Consider the following 18,391-nt stretch of genomic DNA (forward strand, 5'->3'; position numbering starts at 1 on the left):
GCACGTGCCAGTGTTTCACAGGCAAGCGCTTGTTCGGCAGAGGTCATCCTGTTGCGCAACAAAGACGATCTTGCCGGGCCATACTGGCTCCCGTGGCAGGCGACGAGGCGACCCCTCCCCCTTTCGACGTGACCATCCCGAGCTCGGCGCGGATGTACGACTACGCGCTCGGCGGCAAGGACAACTACGCCGTCGACCGGGAGACCGCGGAGCGCATCTTCGCCGCGTTCCCCGCACTGCGCGAGCTGGTGGTGGCCAACCGCGACTTCCTGACCCGGGCCGTGCGGTTCGTCGCCGAACAGGGCGTACGGCAGTTCGTCGACCTCGGCGCCGGGATCCCGACCTCGCCGAACGTCCACGAGATCGCCCGTGAGGTCCACCCGGACGCGCGCGTCGTGTACGTCGACCACGACCCGATCGTCGCCGCCCACAGCAGGGCGCTGCGCGCCGACGGGGGCGGCGTCGCCGTCGTCGAGGCCGACATCCGCGAACCCGACGCCGTGCTGTCCCGGATCGAGGACAAGGGCGTCATCGACTTCGCCGAACCGGTCGGCCTCCTCTTCATCGACGTGCTGCACTTCGTCACCGACGAGCAGGACCCGGCGGGGATCGTCGCACGATTCCGGGATCGCCTCGCGCCGGGGAGCCACCTGGCGCTCTCCGCCGCGTGCAGTGACGGAGTCGACCCCGAGAGCGCCGAGAAGGTCACCGCGGCCTACAAGAACGCCACGACCCCGCTGGTCCCCCGCACGGGCGCCGAGATCGAACACTTCTTCCAGGGCTTCGAGCTCGTGTCTCCGGGACTGGCGAACATGGCCGTCTGGCGCGCCGACGGGCCGGAGATCCCCGGCGGGCTGGCGGGCGTCGCCCGCAAGCCGGCCTCGTGAGCGTCCTCTGAGAGGCACCGCTCTCGCCGTGTCGCTCGTCGAATAAAGTTCGGCGGAGAGGGCGATGAGCCGACGCACCGCGTACGGTGTTCGGCTCGTGGCGACGAACGGAGATCTCCGATGGACGCGGTGGACCAGGCGATCCTGCGCCGGCTGCAACGGGACGGCCGGCAGACGAACCGGGAGCTGGCGGAGGCGGTGGGGATCGCGCCGTCGACCGCGCTGGAGCGGACGCGCGCGCTCCGCGCGCGGGGTGTGATCACCGGTTTCCACGCGGCAGTGGACCCGGTGACGCTCGGCCGCAGCGTGCAGGCGCTGATCTCGATCCGGATCCGCCCGCAGTCCCGCGAGGCGATCGAGAACACCCGCGACATCATGGCCGCGCTGCCCGAGACGCTCGGCGTGTTCGTGGTGACCGGCAACGAGGACATCCTGGTCCACGTCGCGGTCCCGAGCACCGCCTATCTGCGCGACTTCGTGCTCGACCGGCTGGCCCGGCGCAAGGAGTTCGTCGACGTGCGGACGACGGTCGTCTTCGACTACGTCCAGCCGGTGGAGCAGTCCGAACTTCCGGCGTCCGAAGACCGGTATCGCCGAAGCCCCTACGCCTGAACGGCTGCGAGCCGACCTCTGCTCGAACGAACGATGCCTAGCGGGCTGTGTTCCGAACGATCGGCGGCTGAAGGCCCTGCCGACCGCATGTTCTCCCTAGCGTCGGACGCATGGATCAACGAAACGACCTGTCCGGCGTGGCGCTGGTGCTCGCGGCCGGAGTCCTGTGGGGGACGGTGGGCCCCGCCCAGGTGTTCGCCGACTCGTCGGCCGCACCCGTGACGCTGGGCGGCGCCCGAATCCTGACGGGCGGCGTGGTGCTGGCCCTGACGGTCCTGCTGACGCGGCCGGGCGCGTTCCGTACGCTGACGCGGGCGTCGTGGCCTCCCCTGCTGGCGGCCTCGTGCGCCACCGGGATCTTTCAGGCGGCGTTCATGAGTTCGGTCGCCCGGACCGGCGCGGCGGTGGCCACCGCCGTCGCGTTCGGGATCGCCCCGGTCAGCACCGGCATCGTCGAGCGGATCGCGCTCGGCACCCGGCTCACGCGAGCGTGGGCGATCGGCACCGCCACCGCCATCGCCGGCTGCGCCCTGGTGATGACGCCGGACGGGCCGATCCACGTCGACCCGTACGGCGTGCTGTTCGGTGTCGTGGGCGGCTGCTGCTTCGGCGTCTACACCGTGTCGGCCAAGCGGCTCACCGGCAACGGCGTCAACATGACGGCGGCGGTGGCGGTGACGCTCCTCATCGGCGGCACCTTCCTGGCGCCCTGGACGCTGTCGGGTCTGCCGGAGCTCGGCACGGCGCGCTCGCTTCTGCTCGTCGCCTGGCTGGGGCCGGTGACCGCCGCGCTGGCGTACTCGTTCTTCGTGGCCGGGCTGCGCCGGGTCGCCGCGGCGACCGCGGGCACGCTCTCCCTGGCCGAGCCGCTCGTCGCCACGGCGCTGGCCATGCTGTTCCTGGGAGAGCGGATGTCCGTGCCGGTGGCGGCGGGCTCGGTGCTGCTGCTCGGCGGGCTGGCCGTCGTCTCGCTCCCCGGGCGCCCCTCCCGCCGCTCGGCGGGCGTGGAAGGGGCCGCGGACGGTCAGGGCGTCACAGTTCGTACTGCACGGCGGCGCGTTCGGCGAGGATCGGTGTGATGTGCTCGTTGATCACCGCGCGGTGCACCGGGTGGTCGCGATAGACGAGGTAGGCGTCCCGGTCGGCGAAGTCGGCGACCACGGCGAAGTCGTAGTTGCCGGGATTGATCCCGGCGTCACCGCCGACGTGGTAGGCCTCGATCTCGGGGATCGCCCCAGGCAGGGCGTTCAGCCCGTCCACCATCGCCCGCTTCCGCTCGTCCGTCGCGTTCTCGTTCCAGCGGAATATCACCACGTGCCGGAATCCGGCCATGTCGCCTCCTCGATCGGTCCCTCGCAGGAGACGATACGAGACGGGTCCCGGCCGGGACCGGGCGGCGTCCCCTGCCGCGCTCCCCTCATCACTCGCTCCGCGGCCGGATCGTCCCTCACCGGCCGCCTATCCGTCTCCAGCCCCCGATCGGGGCCCGCCCCAAGCCTCCGGCTCGCTGCGGGCACCCGGTTCACTCCGCCAGGTGCGTAGCCGTGCGTTCGGCCAGGTCGAAGGTGCGCCGGAGGTCGGCTCGGACCAGCCGGCCGGCCCGCTTGACGACCTCGCCGGCGACCAGGACGGTGTCGACGTTGCTCAGGTCCGCTGCGGTCACCACCGCGGTGATCGGGTCCCGGAGCGGTACGAGGTTGGGGGTGTCCGTCCGGAGGAGCACGAGGTCCGCCTGCTTGCCGGGGCGCAGCGACCCGACGCGGTCCTCGAGGCCGAGGGCGGCGGCGCCGTCGATCGTGGCCATCCGGAGCACGTCCGCCGCCGACATCGCCGGGTCCCCGGCCCGCCCGAAGGCGAACGCCGCGCGCATGAGACCGAACATGTCCCCGGCGACGCTGGTGACGGCGTCGGCGCCGAGGCTGGTCCGGACGCCGAAGGCGCGCAGGCGGTCGACCTCCGGGCGCCCGAGCCGCATCTGCGCCTCCAGGATCGGGGACACCGAGGCGGTGCCGCCGCTGTCGGCCATCAGCTTGAACTCGTCGTCGGTGACGCCGTTGACGTGGATGTACGTGGTGTCCGGGCCGAGCAGGCCGCGGTCGCCCAGCTGCTCGATCGGCCCCGGGCCGTTGACGTGGACGCTGATCCGCAGGCCCAGGTCGCGGGCGAGACGCCAGTCGGCCTCGGCGTCCTCCATGCTCCCGATGCCCGGGCCCCAGGCGGCGAGCGTCATCGCGACCCGGCCGCCGACGGCGTCGTGGACGCGGCGCACCTCGTCGGGCCGGCGTTGGTCCGGTGCGGGGTGGGCGTAGCCGAAGACGGCGCGGATGCCGGAGTCGCGCAGCGCGTCGAGGGCCGCGTCCGTGTGCTCGGGCGAGAGCTGGATGTGGGACCAGTCCAGCAGCGTGGTGATCCCGGTGTTCAGGCATTCCAGGGCTCCGAGGAGGTCGCCGGCGTAGACGTCCTCGGGCCGGAACCGGGGCGCGGCCCCGTACACGATCGCCTGGAGGTACTCCTCGAGAGAGGCGTACGGGGCGGTGGACCGGAGCACGCTCTGCCAGGTGTGCCGGTGGGTGTCGACGAAGCCGGGGAGTACGAGGTGGTGCCGTGCGTCGATGACCTCCGCGCCCTCGGCGGGCAGGTTCGAGCCGACCGCGGCGATCACGCCGTCCTCGACGAGCAGGTCGGTCGCGGGGGTGGCGTGCGGCGTCGGATCGGTGTCGACGACGAGGCCGCCCTGGATGAGGATGCGTGACATGAGGAAAGTCCCTTTCAAGAAAGCTTTTTGAAAAGCTATCAGGATGAGGTACTACGCTCAAGCCCATGGAACGCCCGGATCGCGTGGACGCGATGCTCGCCGCCTGGCGGGCGGAGCGACCCGAGATCGCCACACTGACCCTTGAGCTGACCAAGCGGATCGGGCGCCTGCACGCCTTCGTCGCGGAGGCGAGTCAGCGGGCCCTGGAGGGCTTCGGCGTCACGTACGCGGAGTTCGACGTGCTCGCGACGCTCCGGCGGTCGGGCCGGCCGTACCGCCTGAAGCCCAGCCGGCTGGCGGAGTCGTCCATGCTGACGACCGGCGGCACCAGCAACATCCTGCAGCGCCTGGGCGCCGCGGGTCTGGTGCGCCGCGAGCCGGACCCGGACGATCGGCGCAGTTCGTGGGTGTGCCTCACTCCGGAGGGCCTGGAGCTGACGGACCGGATCGTCGCCGCCACCGGCGGGGCGCACGAGGCGCTGTTCGAGCGCGTTCCCGAGGAGACCGGGCGGGCCCTGGCGGACCTCATGCGCGACGCGCTCCTCGCCTTCGGCGACGACGCGCCGAACACCCCCTGAGAGGCCCCGAACACCCCCTGACCAGCGAACGAGGGCGGCCGGAATCCCTGGCCGCCCTCTCCGCAGAACCTCTCAGGCCCAGGACACGCCGCCCATCGCAGCCTCCTTCCCCCGGACTGATCGCGGTCGCCGCTCCCGCATAGAGGCTAGGGAAACGATCACTGCACGCAAATACGTCGTTTGACATATTTTGTAGGCATCACTACATGTATGCGGCAATTCACGGCAGGTATCCGGGAACGCCGCCCCTGAGAGCCGACCCCGAAGAGGACTCCATCGCGGGCGATCGGCCTGCTAGGCTACCAAGCGAGCGCTTGGTACGGCTGTGCGCGGTCAAGCGGGAGAAGGAGCCCTATTCGTCATGAAGTTCTCCACCTTCCACCTCTTTCACCGGTTCGAAGGACAGACCGCCCAGGAGGTGTACGACTACCAGCTCGAGATCGCCGAGCTCTGCGAAGAGCTCGGCTTCGACGGGATCTGGGTGGCCGAGCACCACTTCCGCGACTACGGCCTCGTACCGAACATCTTCACGCTGCTGTCGTACCTCGCCGCGCGGACCGATCGGCTCCGCCTCGGCACGGGGATCGTCGTGCTCCCGCTGCACAACCCGGTCCACGTCGCCGAAGAGGCGGCAATGGTCGACCTGCTGTCCGGCGGCAGGCTCGAGATGGGCATCGGCCGCGGCTACCAGAGCGTCGAGTTCGAGAGCTTCGGCGTCGACCTGGGCGAGGCCCGGGAACGCTTCAACGAGGCCCTCGACATGATCACCGCCCTGTGGACCCAGGAGAACGTGCACTTCCAGGGCAAGTTCTACGGCACGGGCAACGAGGTCACTCTCATGCCGCGACCGGTGCAACAGCCGCACCCGCCCCTGCACGTGGCGGCGGTCAGCCCCGAGACCGTCGAGATGTACGCCGCGCGCGGGCTGCCGATCCTCGCCGACCCCGCCGCGCCGTTCAAGAAGATCGCCAAGGCGGCGGAGACCTGGCACGAGACGGCCCGGGCCAACGGCGTCGACACCGGCGGGATCGAGCTCGTGGCCAGCCGGTCGGTGTACGTCGCGCCGACCGTCGAACAGGCCCGCGCCGACCAGGCGCGCTTCGAGAGCTCCTTCGACCGGTCGCGCATCTTCAACCGGCAGAGCGCGCCGATCGACTCCCGGACCGGCCAGGTCGCCAAGGGCTTCGAGTACTGGCAGGACCGCTACCTCAAGGGCGGCGAGGTCGGCGCCGACTTCCGCTGGGAGCAGCTGGAGGTCATCGGCGACCCCGACCGCGTCATCAACCAGATCAAGATGATCCAGGAGTTCGGGTTCAGCAACCTGCTGTGCGACTTCGGCAGCACCCGGCCCGTACCGATCGAGGACATGAAGAAGGTCCTGCGCTTCTTCGCCGCCGAAGTGATGCCCGCCTTCCGGTGACCCGCGCAGACGGAGAGACCCGACGAGTTGGAAGGCAGGACGCGATGTCCGTACACGGGGTGACCCTCGGCGACGTTCTCGGCGAGCACCGGCGCGGCCGGCCCGACGGCCTGGCGGTCGTGGACGCGGACGTGCGCCTGACCTACCCGCGGCTGGACGAGCGGGTGAACCGGCTCGCCGCCGCGCTGGCCGCCGACGGGGTCACCCCGGGCGAGCGCGTGCTGTGGCTCGGGCGCAACTCCTTCCGGATCCTCGAGCTGCTGCTGGCCTGCGCCCGGCTCGGCGCGATCTGCTGCCCGGCCAACTGGCGGCAGAGCGCGGACGAGCTGACGTTCGTCCTCGACGACCTGCGGCCCGCCGTCGTCGTCTTCGAGGAGTCCGAGGCGGCCGGGCAGGCGCGCGCCCAGAGCGGCACGCAGGCCCGGTGGATCGTTGCCGGCGAGGAGTACGAGGCCTACCTCGCGGTCGGGACGCCGGCGGAGCCGGCCGTGGAGGTCACGCCCGACCGCCCCGTGCTCGCCCTCTACACGGCGGCGTTCGACGGGCGGCCGGCGGCGGCGCTGCTGAGCCACTCGGCGCTGATCGCGCACTCGATGGCGATCCTGCACATCCGGCAGATGGAGGACGGGTTCACCTATCTCGACTGCGGGCCGCTCTTCCACGTCGGCACCATGATGTTCTGCCTGGCCACCTTCCAGCTCGGCGGCACGAACGTCTTCACGCCCGCCTACGATCCCAAGGAGGTCTGCCGGCTGATCGAGGCCGAGCGGTGCACGCAGGCGTTCCTGTTCGGGCCGATGATCGACCAGCTCGTCGAGGCGAACTCCGGCGGCACGTACGACCTGTCGTCGCTGCGCTTCGTCTCCCACTCCCCCGAGTGGGACGCCATGATCACCGTCGACGACAGTCCCTGGTGCGCGTCGAAGATGGGCGGCTACGGGCAGACCGAGGTGGGCGGCATGCTCACCTTCCTGGGGCTCGCCCCCGGCGGGCAGGGGTACGCCGGCCGGCCCTCCCCGCTCGCCCACGTACGGATCCTCGACCCGGCCGGGAACGAGGTGCCGCCCGGCGAGACCGGCGAGATCTGCGCCCGCGGCGCCGGAGTGTTCAGCGGCTACTGGAACCGGCCGGAGCTGAACGCGGCCAAGACGGCGGGCGGCTGGCACCACACCGGCGACCTCGGCCGCCGCGAGCCGGACGGCACCCTCACCTTCATCGGCCCGCGGCTACGGATGATCAAGTCGGCCAACGAGAACATCTACCCCGCCGAGGTCGAGCGCGCCCTCAAGTCGCACGAGGCCGTCGCCGACGCGGCCGTGATCGGCGTGCCGGACCCCGAATGGGGCCAGAACGTCAAGGCGATCATCGTCCTGAAGGAGGGCACGTCGCTGACGCCCGAGGAGGTCGTCGAACACGTGCGCTCCCAGATCGCCTCGTACAAGAAGCCGCGCCACGTCGAGTTCGCCGAGTCCATCCCGAAGAAGGGCTACACCCCGCACTACGACGCCCTCGACGCGACGTACGGCGGAGGCGGCTACCCCGGCCAGTGACGCGGCCGCCAAGCGACGGCGACTCCCGCGGCCGGCTCAAGGGCAAGCAGCCGAGCATGCCCGCCTCATCAGCGCGTTCCCTCGAGCTGCGCGACCTGGTCGACTTCATCAACCTGGAGCTTGAGCCGCACTCCCTGTTCTGAGCCTCACGAAGCCCTGGGGAACTGGGCCGGCAGGCCGTCCAGCAGCTGGCTCAGCAGCGGGTATCCGCCATCGACGCGGATCACCTGGCCGGTGACCGTGGCGAACGCGCCGTCCACGAGCGCGGCGATCGGGCGAGCCAGGTCCTGCGGCCGCAGCATCGTACCGGTCACCGACCGGTCGCCGAAGTGGCGCCGGATGCCATCGGTGAACACCTCGGCGGTGGCATCGGTGCCAACCGCGCCAGGGGCGACGGCATTGACGGTGATGCCGTCCCGTATGGCCTCGCCGGCGACCTGCTGGGCGAAGGCGTTCACGGCGGCCTTGGCCGTGGACTGGGCGGCGCTGCCGATGATCAGCTCGGCCGCGGTGGCGGAGACGTAGACGATCCGGCCGGACCGCCGTTGGCGCATGACCGGCAGCACCCGCCGGGTCAGGTGGTAGACGCCGGCCAGCTCATCGCTCATCTTGGCCGCGAACGCCTCCCACGGCACATGCTCCAGCGGGCCGAAAGGCGGCGCCGCGGTGTGGGCGTTGCCCACCAGCACGTCGATCCGCCCGTGCTCGGCGACCACCCGGTCCACCAGCGCGGTCACCTGGGCCTCGTCAGTCACGTCGGCCTGGATCGCCTGCGCGGCGCCGATCTGCTCGACCACCAGCTCCGCGGACTCGGCGTCGCGCAGATAGTTGACGATCACGTGATAGCCGAGCCGACCCAACTCCCGCGCGGTCGCGGCCCCGATTCCCCGGCCGGCTCCGCTGACAAGCGCCACCTGCTTGCTGTTCATCTGTCTCTCCTGACTCGTCGTACGAAGACGCGAGAGACAATAGGTTTGGGGCTTACTCGTTGTAAGTACGTACCTTGAGGTAAGCCCTGGAGACGGCGGTAGGTGAGCAGGTGGATGAGAGCGACGCCCGGTGGATCAGTGACACGTTTCACAGCGACTGCCCCGGCCGGGAGGTGATGGAACATGTCACCGGACGGTGGGTGCCGCTGATCCTGGCCGCCCTGACGCCTGGGCCAATGCGCTTCTTCGAACTGCGCCAGCGCATCGAGGGCATCAGCGAGAAGATGCTCTCCGCCAAACTGCGGACCCTGGTCCGCGACGGGCTGGTAGAGCGCACCGTGGAGCCGACCACCCCGCCGCAGGTCAGCTATGAGCTGACCGAGTTGGGCCAAGGACTGTCCCGCCCGTTCGCCCAACTGGTCCGCTGGATTTCGGCGCACACCCCCGAGGTCATCGCGGCCCAGCAGCGCTATGACCACAGCGTAGATCCTGCGGGGCAGGCGACTCTTAGTCCGTAATGCAGATCGCGGCGATCTCCACCCGACATCATCCGCTGCCGGCCTTCCCGCACACCCCCAAGTGGCCACAACCCTCGGAGCGCCGAAGTACGGGCCTCGCAACTTGCGTCGCGGAGCGCGACCGGCACGCGCGGTGCCACACCTCCGTCTGATCACGGACTACCCAAGCAAGTGCTCGCTCGCTTATCGTTGCGGCATGCCGATCACCCTGGCGGACCTCGCGGGCCCGCGGCACACCGTCGTCCTGGTGATGGAGATGCAGCGCGGCGTGGTGGGCGATCTCACGAGCTTCCCCGAACTCGCCGAGGCCTGCGCGAAGCGCGACGTCATCCGCAACACCGCCCGGGTCACGGCCGCCGCCCGGGCCGCCGGAGTCCCGGTCGTGCAGTGCACCGCGGCGTTCCGGGCCGACCGGGCCGGCAGCCACACCGACAACGCCCCGTTCATCCGCAGGCTCCTGCGGAACCCGGCGCACATGCTCGAGGGGACGCCGGCGGTCGAGGTCGTCCCCGACGTGGCCGATCCGGCGGACCTGGAGTCGCGCCGATACCACGGCTTCTCGCCGTTCACCGGGACCTCGCTCGACCAGACGCTGCGCTCCCTCGGCGTCCGCACCGTCGTCGCCACCGGGGTCTCCCTCAACCTCGGCGTGCCGGGCCTCTGCCTGGAGGCCGTGAACCTCGGCTACCGGGTCGTGGCCGTCACCGACGCGATGGCGGGCGTCCCCGCCGACTACGCCGACGCCGTCCTGACCAACACGATCGCCCTGCTCGCCGCCCGCGTCACCGCGGACGAGCTCGAACGGACATGGATCTAGGAGGCCGGATGGAAGGGTTGTCGCTCGCCGGGCGCACCGCGCTGGTGACCGGAGGCGCCGGTGGGATCGGCACGGCGATCTGCGCGGACCTGGCCGCGCTCGGCGCCCGGGTCATCGTCGCCGACCTCGACGAGGGCGCGGCGCGCAAGACCGCCGCGGGCCTTCCAGACGCGGTCGCCGAACGGGTCGACCTGGCGGACCCGGCGAGCATCGAGGACCTGGCGGCGCGCGTCGGCTCTCCCGACATCCTCGTGCACAACGCGGGGATCAGCATCGTCGAGCCGTTCACCGACAGCGACCCCGCCGCCTGGGACCTCATGTGGAGGATCAACCTGCGGGCGCCCATGTACCTCACCCGCCTGCTGCTGCCCGGGATGCGCGACTGGGGCCGCCTCGTCTTCATCTCCTCCGACGGCGCGCGGGCGGGGTCGGGAGGCGAGGGCGCGTACGCCGCGACGAAGGCCGGGCTGTTCGGGCTGGCCAAGACCCTGGCGCGGGAGGCCGCCCGGCAGGGCGTCACCAGCAACGTGGTGTGCCCCGGTCCGACCGACACCGCGATGCAGCACGCGGTCGCCGAACGCCACCCCGGGCTGCTGGAGAAGCTCGCCCGGCAGATCCCGCTGCGCCGCATCGGACGTCCCGCCGACGTGGCGGGCCTCGTCGCGTTCCTGTGCACCGACCGGGCCGGTTACATCACCGGGCAGACCCTGTCCGTCAGCGGCGGCATCACGATGTGCTGACCGTACCCACGTCACAGCCGGCCGGGCGCGCGTCGTCCGGACCGCCGGGCGCCCGCTCGTCCCCAGCGCCCTCACAGACAGGCGTAGGCGGCCTCCAGAAGGCGGTAGGCGCGGACGCCACCGGAGACCTCGTCGCCCATGCGGTTCGGGATGTACGCGAGGGCCAAGCCCTTCTCGATGTCGCCGAGGCTGATCGAGCCGCCCAGGCCCGTGTGCCCGAACGCGGAGTCCCAGCCCGCCCTGGGCGTGAGGAACACCAGCGACGGCCGCATGAAGCCGAGGCCGAACGAGCTGTCGATGTACATCACGCGGTCCGGTCCGGCCACCCGCCGTACGACGGCGTCGCGCAGCGTCGTACGGCCGACGATGCGGCCGGCCAGGAGGTCGCGGTAGAACCCGGCGAGCGCCCGGGCCGTGGTCACCATGCCGAGCGCGGGCCAGCCCGCCCGCAGCATCTCCGGGTTGTTGTTGCCGCCGGGCAGGCGGTTGATGTCCGGGTTGCCGAACGTCCGGTTGAGCAGGCTGTTCGGGTCGCGGAACCCCGCCGTCATCTTCGCGAGGGGGTCCTCGGGGCTGAGGGGCCTGGGCACCTCGCCGGTCGCGCTGGGCCCGCCCTTGCGCGCGGCACCGCCCTTGTCGGTCTTCCGGCCCGCGCTGAGCCGGGCGGCGCGTTCGATCACGTCGTCCGGCGCGCCCAGGTGCAGGTCGAGGCCGAGCGGCCCGGCGATCTCGTCGCGGACGAACTCCCCGACCGTACGGCCGGAGCAGCGGCGGACGATCTCGCCGGCCAGCCACCCGTAGGTCAGCGCGTGGTACCCGTGCGAGGTGCCGGGCTTCCACTCCGGCTCCTGTGCCGCCAGCAGCGCCGCCATCGCCGCCGGGTCGTGGGCCTCGGCGACCGGCACGTCGCGGCTCAGCGCGGGCAGCCCCACCTGGTGCGACAGCAGGTGCTCGGCGGTCGCGCCGTCCTTGCCGGCCGCGCCGAACTCCGGCCACCACGACGTCACCGGGGCGTCCAGGTCGTACAGGCCGCGTTCGGCGAGCAGCAGCGCCGCCGTGGCCGTCACCGCCTTGGTGCAGGAGAACGCCAGGCACGGGGTGTCGCGCAGCCACGGCCGGTCGGACCGGCGGTCCGCGACCCCGCCCCACAGGTCCACGACGCACCGGTCGCCCACGTAGACCGCGACGGCCGCGCCGAACTCCTCACCTCGCGCGAAGCCGTCGGCGAACGCCGTCCGGACCGCTTCGAACGCCGGATCACAGTGACCTTCGATCATCTGCCTGACTCCTGGAAAGGACGGAATTGTGAGCGAGTCTAATAACTGGGGGCGGTGGGGGGACGACGACGAGCGGGGTGCGCTGAACCTCCTCGCCCCCGACGTCGTACGGGCCGCCGCGTCCTGCGTACGGGAGGGCCGGCCGCTGAGCCTGTCACTGCCGATCCGCGGCGCCACCTCGTCGCCCGCGCCGACCACCGTTCCGCACCTGCGCGGCCGTCCGCTGCCGCAGCACTTCATGTCGGTGGACGCGGGCGACTACGCCGCCGGCGCCCGGCCGATCGGGGCGGGCCTGAAGATGGCCGACGACGCCATCGTCGTCACGCCGCACGGCACCACCACGCACATGGACGCGCTGTGCCACATGTGGGCCGGCGACGAGCTGTACAACGGGCATCCGGCCGGGCGGGTCCGCTCGTACGGCGCGACGCGGTGCGGCATCGACAAGGCGGGCCCGGTGGTCGGGCGCGGCGTGGTGTTCGATGTCCCTCGTCTGCGGGGCGTCGATCATCTGGCCGCTGAGGACCGGATCTCGGGCGACGAGCTCGCGGCGTGCGGTGTGGACGTACGGCCCGGGGACATCGCCGTGATCCGCACCGGATGGCCGTTGACCTGGCAGGACTCGCCGGAGGCGTACTGGGCCGGGCAGCCCGGCCTCTCGGCCGACGGCGGACGATGGCTCGCCGGGCGGGACGTGGCGATGGTGGCGTGCGACAACGCCGCGATCGGTGGCCTCAACGAACGCCAGCTCGCCGACGAGCATCTCGACGACGACCTCCACCTGATCTTCCTGTGGCGGCACGGGATCCACCTGGCCGAGATGCTCTGGCTGGAGGAGCTGGCCGCAACCGGCCGTACGGACTTCCTGTTCGTGGCGGCACCTCTGGCCATCGAGGGCGGTACGGCCAGCCCGATCAACCCTGTCGCGGTCCTCTGACCGTCGCCACCGGCTTGCAACAGCGCAGGCTGCGTTGTTGTCGAGGTGCTGCGACGGCTTTTGCCGGGCATTGTGGAATTCATGAGCGAGGCGCACCCCCACGCAGACCACGCGGATCCCCGCGCGGACCACGCGCACCCTCACAAGGACCACGGCCACGGGCACGGGCACGGCCATGGGCACGGGCACGGCGGGCTGCGCGGCAGGATCGCGCATCTGGTCCGGCCGCATTCGCACGAGGCGGCGGACAAGGTCGACGCGGCGATGGAGACGTCCCGGGAGGGCACGCGGGCGTTGTGGGTCTCCCTCGCCGGGCTGGGCCTCACGACGATCGTCCAGGCGGCGGTCGTGGCGCTGTCGGGGTCCGTGGCGCTGCTCGGCGACACCCTGCACAACGCCGCCGACGCGCTCACCGCCGCTCCGCTGGCCGTCGCGTTCGTGCTCGGGCGGCGTCCGCCGACGCGCCGCTACACCTACGGGTACGGGCGGGCCGAGGATCTGGCCGGGGTGGCGATCGTGCTGACGATCGCCGCGTCGTCGGTCGTCGCGGCGTACACGGCGATCCAGCGGCTGCTGCACCCGCACGAGGTCTCCCACTTGTGGGCGGTGGCGGTGGCGGCGCTGGCCGGGTTCGCGGGCAACGAGCTGGTGGCCCGTCACCGGATCCGCGTCGGCCGCAGGATCGGGTCGGCGGCGCTGGTGGCCGACGGGCTGCACGCCCGCACCGACGGGTTCACCTCCCTCGCCGTGCTGGCCGGGGCGGGCGGCGTGGCGCTCGGGTGGCGGTGGGCGGACCCTGCCGTGGGCCTGGCCATCACCGCGGCCATCGTGGCGGTGCTGTGGCAGGCCGCCCGGGAGGTGTACCGCCGGCTGATGGACGCCGTCGACCCCGCCCTGGTCGACGAGGCCGAGGCGGCGTTGCGCGCCACCTCCGGTGTTCTCGCGGTCGGCGAGGTACGGCTCCGCTGGATCGGGCATCGCCTACGGGCCGAGTGCGCGGTCATCGTCGATCCGGCCGCGACCGCGGTCGAGGCCCATCGGGTGGCGGTCGAGGCCGAGCACGCCCTGCTCCACGCGATCCCGCGTCTCGCGTCCGCGATGGTGCACGCCGATCCGCTTCCCCAGGACGGTGTCGACCACCACGCCGTTCTGCACGGTCACCGGTGACCACACCCGGGCCGGGAGCGTTCGTTCTCGCGGCGACGGAACTATAGTTTTACGCTCGTTGATCGGACTTGAGCGGAGCGGTGTGGAAATTCCGGATCTCCCTTCCTGGCCGACCACGGTCCGCGAGGCCGAGGCCGTCCAGGACCGGCTGCGCTCGTGCGTCGACCTCACCTCGCCCGGCCCGGAGTCCGTACGGACCGTCGCGGGACTCGACGTCGCGTACGCGGAGGACCGGCTCGCCGCGGCCGTGGTCGTCCTCGACGTGGACCGGCTGGAGGTGGTCGAGGAGATCGTCGTCCGCGACCGGCCCTCGTTCCCGTACGTGCCGGGGTTGTTCGCGTTCCGCGAGCTGCCGGCGCTGATCGAGGGGCTGCGCCGGCTGAGCGTCACGCCCGACCTGCTGATCTGCGACGGGCACGGGCTGGCGCACCCGAAGCGCTTCGGTCTCGCCTGCCATCTGGGCGTGCTCACCGGGCTGCCGGCGATCGGGGTCGGCAAGACGCGGCTGGTCGGCGCGTACGACGAGCCGGGCGCCGACCGGGGCTCCTGGAGCAACGTGACGGACGGCGACGAGGTCGTCGGCCGCGCGCTGCGCACCCAGACGGGCGTGCGGCCGATCTTCGTCTCCGTCGGCCACCTCACCGACCTGGAGACGGCCTGCGAGGTGACCCTGCGGCTCACGCCGCGCTACCGGCTGCCGGAGAGCACCCGGCGCGCCGACCGCCTCTCCCGCCGCGCGCTCGCCGCGTCCTGAGCGGGGTCGCGCGCCGGCCCAAGCGAGAAGACCGGCAGACGCTCCTCACAACCGGCCACGGCCGGGGAACCTCCATCAGCGTGGCCGTACTCGACCAGGTCGTATGCAGCAGGTTCATCAGCCGTCCGGGCGCGGCTCACGCTGGTTCGCCGGAGGGCTTCCAGGACCTCGGCCAGTTCCCTGAGGGCGGCGGTGGGCCTTCGATCCCGAGATCCCTGCGCGCGCAGGCATAGAAGGCATCTCTGGCCTGGCTCGTGCGTTTGAGCGCGCTCTCCCAGCCGGTCGGGTCATCTTTCAGGCCACGGGCGTACAACTCGACGGCCCACACGGCTTCATGCCACATCCGGGCCGCGGCGACGGTGGAGGCGTCGCCGACCAGCAGCACGGACTCCCATTCGGCCGCGCGCCGGGACTCCGCTTCGGCGAGTCTCTGCAGTCCCTCATCCGGGTCCAGGGGATCCACAACATGGTCGAAACCGCGCGCTGCCCCGATGCGCAGTGAGATGCGAAGCTGAGCCTTCAGAGTGTTGGCGTAACCGGCGTAGGTCTGGAACCTTTGCTGATCCCAGCGTTCGGCGTGTGACCGCCGCCAGCGGGTTCGCTCGGTGAGACTCGATGCGGTGTACGAGCCGGCGGCGCCGACGATTACACCGACCAGGGCCGGCAACTGATCCATGAACGCCATGAACTACTCCTCACATCCCCTATCGGATGGTCGTGGAGCGGTTCCAGGTTCCACCGGCGGCGGTGACGTGGGGAGTGACCACGCGACGGGGATCCGCTGCCCCGGAGCGGAGAAGCGAGCCCGCGGCCGTCGCCGGCTTACAGGGCCTTGAGGAAGCGGGCGGCGATGGGGGCCGCCGCCTTGGCGCCGAAGCCGCCGTCCTCGACGACGACGGCGAACGCCACGTCGCTGCGGTAGCCCATGAACCAGGCGTGCGTCTTCGGCTTCTTGTCCTTGCCCTGTGCGGAGCCGTACTCGGCCGTGCCGGTCTTGCCCGCCGTGCCCGAGGGCAGCCCGGCCGGCTTGGCGGTGCCGGAGGTCACCACGGCGCGCATCATCCCCTCCAGGCTGCTCCTGGCCGTGGAGTCGAGCCGGGAGGGCTTGGCCTTCTGCGGCACCGCCGGCTGGGTGACGAACACCGGGGGCCGCCAGGTGCCGTCGGCGACACCGGCCGCCACGCCGGCCATCGAGAGGGCGTTGGCCAGGTCGCGGCCCTGGCCGAAGCCGGCGACCGCCTTCTCGGCGTCGCTCGTCGGCGTGGGGAAGCTGCCCGGCCGCACGGTGACGCCGGGATCGATCTTCTGGTTGAAGCCGAAGGTGCTCGCCGCGCTCGCCAGCTTCGGCGCGCTGAGCAGCTTCTGGGTCTGCAGGGAGAAGGCGGTGTTGCAGGACTGGGCGAGCGCGTCCTTGAAGGTCATGCCGCCGGCGCCGCCCTCGTCCTCGGAGTTGTGGATCACCTGCCCGCCGATGTTGGCGGTCTTCGGGCACTGCACCGTGGACGAGGGGGTGAGCCCGGCCTGGAGCAGGGCGTACGCCGTGACCACCTTGAAGGTCGAGCCGGGCGGATAGATGCCCTGCATCGCCCGGTCGAATCCGCCTGGGATGTTGCCGACCCCCAGGATCTGCCCGGTCGCGGGACGCAGCGCCACCATGGACGTCGGTTTCTTCTGGCCCTGGAGCGCCTTCGAGAGCGCCTGCTGGACGTGCAGGTCGAGGCTGGTCCTGACGTCCTGTCCCGGCTTGCCGTCGAACCCGCCGACGGCCTTGACCGTGCGGCCGGACGCGTCGGCGGTCGCGATGGTCGTGGTGGGCGTGCCGGCCAGCCGCTTGTCGAAGCGCTGCTGGATGCCCGACTGGCCGACGACGTCCCCCTTGGCGTGCGGCGTGCCGAGCTTCTTGGCCTGCTTGGCGGTCAGGGGCGCGGTCGTGCCGACGAGCTGCTGGATCGAACCGGACACGTCGGTGCCGTCGATGGCGGTGCCGTCGGCGGCGACGACCTTGCCGCGCTTCTGCCACTTGGCCGAGGTCGTCAGGTGCTGGCCGGCGTGCAGGTCGGGGTGGATCGCCTCCGGGCTCCACGCGACCTTCCACTCGCGGTGGCTGGTGACCAGGTGAAGCCGTCCCTGGTACTTCCAGGTCCCCGCGGCCAGGGTGAAGGTGGCGGTGAAGGGGGCGGCCGCCTGCTTGCCGTGCTTGGTGACCTGGCCGATCGAGGTGTCGACCTTCGTGGCGCCCAGCCCGGTGCGCAGCCCCTGGTAGTACTGGTCGAAGTCGCCCGGCGGCGTGGCCGTCGCGGCCCGCATCGCCGTCATGTCGCCGCGCCGCCACGCGGCGAGGAACTCCTCAGCCGTGGCCTCCGGGCTCCCCTTCGTGCGCAGCAGGACGTACGCTCCGCCCCCCGCGGCCCCCACGAGCACCACCGCGACGCCGGCGACGATCAGCCAGAGTTTCTTGTGTCCCATCAGCCCCGTTTTTCCCCTGCGTTAACGTCCCCCCGTCGGACAATCGTAGTGGCCGCCGTCAAAGCGGGCCGGACATCGAAGATCAGCACGTCTTGCCCGCCTACCAAGCGTGCGCTAGCTTGGCAATCGATGGACCCGCGCCCGCTGCCCCGGCCGAACGCGCTGACCTCGCCCTACTGGGAGGCGTGCCAGCGCGGAGAGCTCGCCGTCCAGCGCTGCCGCGCGTGCGGACGCCGCGTCCACCTCCCCGAGCCCGCCTGCCCGCACTGCGGCGCCACGGACCTGCCGTACGAGCCCGTGTCCGGGCGCGGCACGGTGCACACCTTCAGCGTCGTCTACCGGGCGTTCCTGCCCGGGTTCGCGACGCCGTACGTCCTCGCCTGGGTCGACCTGGAGGAGGGCGTCCGGGCGTTCGGTGACATCGTCGGCGACATCGCCCCGGAGGAGGTGCGCGTCGGCATGCCCGTACGCGTGTGCTTCGACGAGCTTCCCGGATTCGGCCGCATCCCCAACTGGAGGCCAGCGTGAAGATCGGCAACGTCCTGTACCCGGTGAGCGACGTCGAGCGGGCCGTCGCCTTCTACCGCGACGGGCTGGGTCTCGCGGTGAAGTTCACCGACGGCGGGCGATTCGCCGCGCTGGACGCCGACGGCACGACGTTCGCCCTGGCCGGACCGGCCGAGGACGTCACCGGCGGGGACCCCGCCGCGTCCTTCAAGGTCCCCGACGTGGCGGCCGCCGTCGAGCGGCTCACCGCCGCGGGCGCACGGCTCGTCGCGGGCCCGGACCAGGGACCGCACGAGACCAGAGCCGTGCTCCGCGATCCGGACGGCAACCCCCTCATCGTCTACGCGCCGCGCTGACCGCTCACCCCGACCGACCTTTGTGACCACCCGGCACCCGGCCGGGCTCGTGACCACCTGAAACCCACCCTCGGCGACCGCTCAACGCCCCACCCTCGACCAGGCCCCCGGACAACCGCTC

General features: G+C 71.6%; 21 protein-coding genes. 15 read left to right on the top strand and 6 right to left on the bottom strand.

The window, feature by feature from the left end; translation table 11 throughout:
• Positions 1-92: 92 nt before the first annotated feature.
• From ABEA24_RS16760 to ABEA24_RS16770, 3 genes are all read left to right on the top strand, one after another.
• Entirely contained in the window at positions 93-887 is a 795-nt protein-coding gene (locus tag ABEA24_RS16760; protein WP_345431766.1) for an SAM-dependent methyltransferase, read from the top strand.
• 120 nt (positions 888-1,007) lie between these two features.
• Positions 1,008-1,499 carry an Lrp/AsnC family transcriptional regulator gene (locus tag ABEA24_RS16765; protein WP_345431767.1) on the top strand — a complete coding sequence of 164 codons (492 nt, stop codon included), beginning with the start codon at positions 1,008-1,010 and terminating at the stop codon, positions 1,497-1,499.
• A gap of 110 nt (positions 1,500-1,609) precedes the next feature.
• The gene (locus ABEA24_RS16770; protein WP_345431768.1) at positions 1,610-2,578 is read left to right on the top strand and encodes a DMT family transporter; all 969 of its coding nucleotides are present in this window, start codon (positions 1,610-1,612) and stop codon (positions 2,576-2,578) included.
• On the opposite strand, the gene ABEA24_RS16775 is transcribed toward ABEA24_RS16770, so the two are convergent.
• Together ABEA24_RS16775 and ABEA24_RS16780 are read right to left on the bottom strand one after the other, a co-directional pair.
• Positions 2,532-2,831: a Dabb family protein gene (locus ABEA24_RS16775; RefSeq protein ID WP_345431769.1), complete on the bottom strand. Its 300-nt coding sequence runs from the start codon at positions 2,829-2,831 to the stop codon at positions 2,532-2,534. The two genes, ABEA24_RS16770 and ABEA24_RS16775, sit on opposite strands and share 47 nt — an antisense overlap.
• A 190-nt stretch (positions 2,832-3,021) precedes the next feature.
• Positions 3,022-4,254 carry an amidohydrolase family protein gene (locus ABEA24_RS16780; RefSeq protein ID WP_345431770.1) on the bottom strand — a complete coding sequence of 411 codons (1,233 nt, stop codon included), beginning with the start codon at positions 4,252-4,254 and terminating at the stop codon, positions 3,022-3,024.
• 65 nt (positions 4,255-4,319) lie between these two features.
• Between ABEA24_RS16780 and ABEA24_RS16785 the strand changes: the two genes are divergently transcribed.
• The 4 genes from ABEA24_RS16785 to ABEA24_RS16800 all read left to right on the top strand — a co-directional run bounded on the left by ABEA24_RS16785 (position 4,320) and on the right by ABEA24_RS16800 (position 7,945).
• Positions 4,320-4,832 carry a MarR family winged helix-turn-helix transcriptional regulator gene (locus ABEA24_RS16785; protein ID WP_345431771.1) on the top strand — a complete coding sequence of 171 codons (513 nt, stop codon included), beginning with the start codon at positions 4,320-4,322 and terminating at the stop codon, positions 4,830-4,832.
• Positions 4,833-5,193: 361 nt separating this feature from the next.
• Entirely contained in the window at positions 5,194-6,252 is a 1,059-nt protein-coding gene (locus ABEA24_RS16790) for an LLM class flavin-dependent oxidoreductase (RefSeq protein WP_345431772.1), read from the top strand.
• Positions 6,253-6,296: 44 nt separating this feature from the next.
• The gene (locus ABEA24_RS16795; protein ID WP_345431773.1) at positions 6,297-7,802 is read left to right on the top strand and encodes an AMP-binding protein; all 1,506 of its coding nucleotides are present in this window, start codon (positions 6,297-6,299) and stop codon (positions 7,800-7,802) included.
• Positions 7,799-7,945 (top strand): hypothetical protein, encoded by a 147-nt coding sequence (locus ABEA24_RS16800; protein WP_345431774.1) that lies wholly within the window; start codon positions 7,799-7,801, stop codon positions 7,943-7,945. The genes ABEA24_RS16795 and ABEA24_RS16800 overlap by 4 nt, the downstream gene beginning before the upstream one ends.
• A gap of 3 nt (positions 7,946-7,948) precedes the next feature.
• Here the strand turns inward: ABEA24_RS16800 and ABEA24_RS16805 are convergent, their stop codons facing one another.
• Entirely contained in the window at positions 7,949-8,731 is a 783-nt protein-coding gene (locus ABEA24_RS16805) for an SDR family NAD(P)-dependent oxidoreductase (RefSeq protein ID WP_345431775.1), read from the bottom strand.
• Between the two features lie 110 nt (positions 8,732-8,841).
• On the opposite strand from ABEA24_RS16805, the gene ABEA24_RS16810 reads away from it, so the two are divergent.
• The 3 genes from ABEA24_RS16810 (at position 8,842) to ABEA24_RS16820 (ending at position 10,806) form a co-directional block, all read left to right on the top strand.
• A complete protein-coding gene (locus ABEA24_RS16810; protein WP_345431776.1) occupies positions 8,842-9,249 on the top strand; it encodes a winged helix-turn-helix transcriptional regulator in 408 nt (135 codons plus the stop codon).
• Between the two features lie 196 nt (positions 9,250-9,445).
• Entirely contained in the window at positions 9,446-10,066 is a 621-nt protein-coding gene (locus tag ABEA24_RS16815) for an isochorismatase family protein (RefSeq protein ID WP_345431777.1), read from the top strand.
• Between the two features lie 8 nt (positions 10,067-10,074).
• Positions 10,075-10,806, top strand: coding sequence for an SDR family NAD(P)-dependent oxidoreductase (locus ABEA24_RS16820; RefSeq protein WP_345431778.1), 732 nt, complete (start codon positions 10,075-10,077; stop codon positions 10,804-10,806).
• A gap of 71 nt (positions 10,807-10,877) precedes the next feature.
• On the opposite strand, the gene ABEA24_RS16825 is transcribed toward ABEA24_RS16820, so the two are convergent.
• Positions 10,878-12,083: a serine hydrolase domain-containing protein gene (locus tag ABEA24_RS16825; RefSeq protein ID WP_345431779.1), complete on the bottom strand. Its 1,206-nt coding sequence runs from the start codon at positions 12,081-12,083 to the stop codon at positions 10,878-10,880.
• Positions 12,084-12,108: 25 nt separating this feature from the next.
• On the opposite strand from ABEA24_RS16825, the gene ABEA24_RS16830 reads away from it, so the two are divergent.
• From ABEA24_RS16830 to ABEA24_RS16840, 3 genes are all read left to right on the top strand, one after another.
• The gene (locus ABEA24_RS16830; protein ID WP_345432188.1) at positions 12,109-13,020 is read left to right on the top strand and encodes a cyclase family protein; all 912 of its coding nucleotides are present in this window, start codon (positions 12,109-12,111) and stop codon (positions 13,018-13,020) included.
• Between the two features lie 81 nt (positions 13,021-13,101).
• A complete protein-coding gene (locus tag ABEA24_RS16835; RefSeq protein ID WP_345431780.1) occupies positions 13,102-14,187 on the top strand; it encodes a cation diffusion facilitator family transporter in 1,086 nt (361 codons plus the stop codon).
• Between the two features lie 82 nt (positions 14,188-14,269).
• A complete protein-coding gene (locus ABEA24_RS16840; protein WP_345431781.1) occupies positions 14,270-14,941 on the top strand; it encodes an endonuclease V in 672 nt (223 codons plus the stop codon).
• A 136-nt stretch (positions 14,942-15,077) separates the two neighbouring features.
• On the opposite strand, the gene ABEA24_RS16845 is transcribed toward ABEA24_RS16840, so the two are convergent.
• Both ABEA24_RS16845 and ABEA24_RS16850 read right to left on the bottom strand, forming a co-directional pair.
• Positions 15,078-15,626, bottom strand: coding sequence for a hypothetical protein (locus ABEA24_RS16845; RefSeq protein WP_345431782.1), 549 nt, complete (start codon positions 15,624-15,626; stop codon positions 15,078-15,080).
• 137 nt (positions 15,627-15,763) lie between these two features.
• Positions 15,764-17,407 carry a penicillin-binding transpeptidase domain-containing protein gene (locus ABEA24_RS16850; RefSeq protein ID WP_345431783.1) on the bottom strand — a complete coding sequence of 548 codons (1,644 nt, stop codon included), beginning with the start codon at positions 17,405-17,407 and terminating at the stop codon, positions 15,764-15,766.
• A gap of 129 nt (positions 17,408-17,536) precedes the next feature.
• Here ABEA24_RS16850 and ABEA24_RS16855 point away from each other — a divergent pair, with 129 nt between their 5' ends.
• Complete coding sequence (locus ABEA24_RS16855; protein WP_345431784.1) at positions 17,537-17,935, top strand: Zn-ribbon domain-containing OB-fold protein; 399 nt, start codon at positions 17,537-17,539, stop codon at positions 17,933-17,935.
• Positions 17,932-18,270: a VOC family protein gene (locus ABEA24_RS16860; protein WP_345431785.1), complete on the top strand. Its 339-nt coding sequence runs from the start codon at positions 17,932-17,934 to the stop codon at positions 18,268-18,270. Before ABEA24_RS16855 ends, ABEA24_RS16860 begins: the two co-directional genes overlap by 4 nt.
• Positions 18,271-18,391: the final 121 nt, after the last annotated feature.

This window comes from Actinoallomurus vinaceus (assembly GCF_039542055.1).
Taxonomy (GTDB): domain Bacteria; phylum Actinomycetota; class Actinomycetes; order Streptosporangiales; family Streptosporangiaceae; genus Actinoallomurus; species Actinoallomurus vinaceus.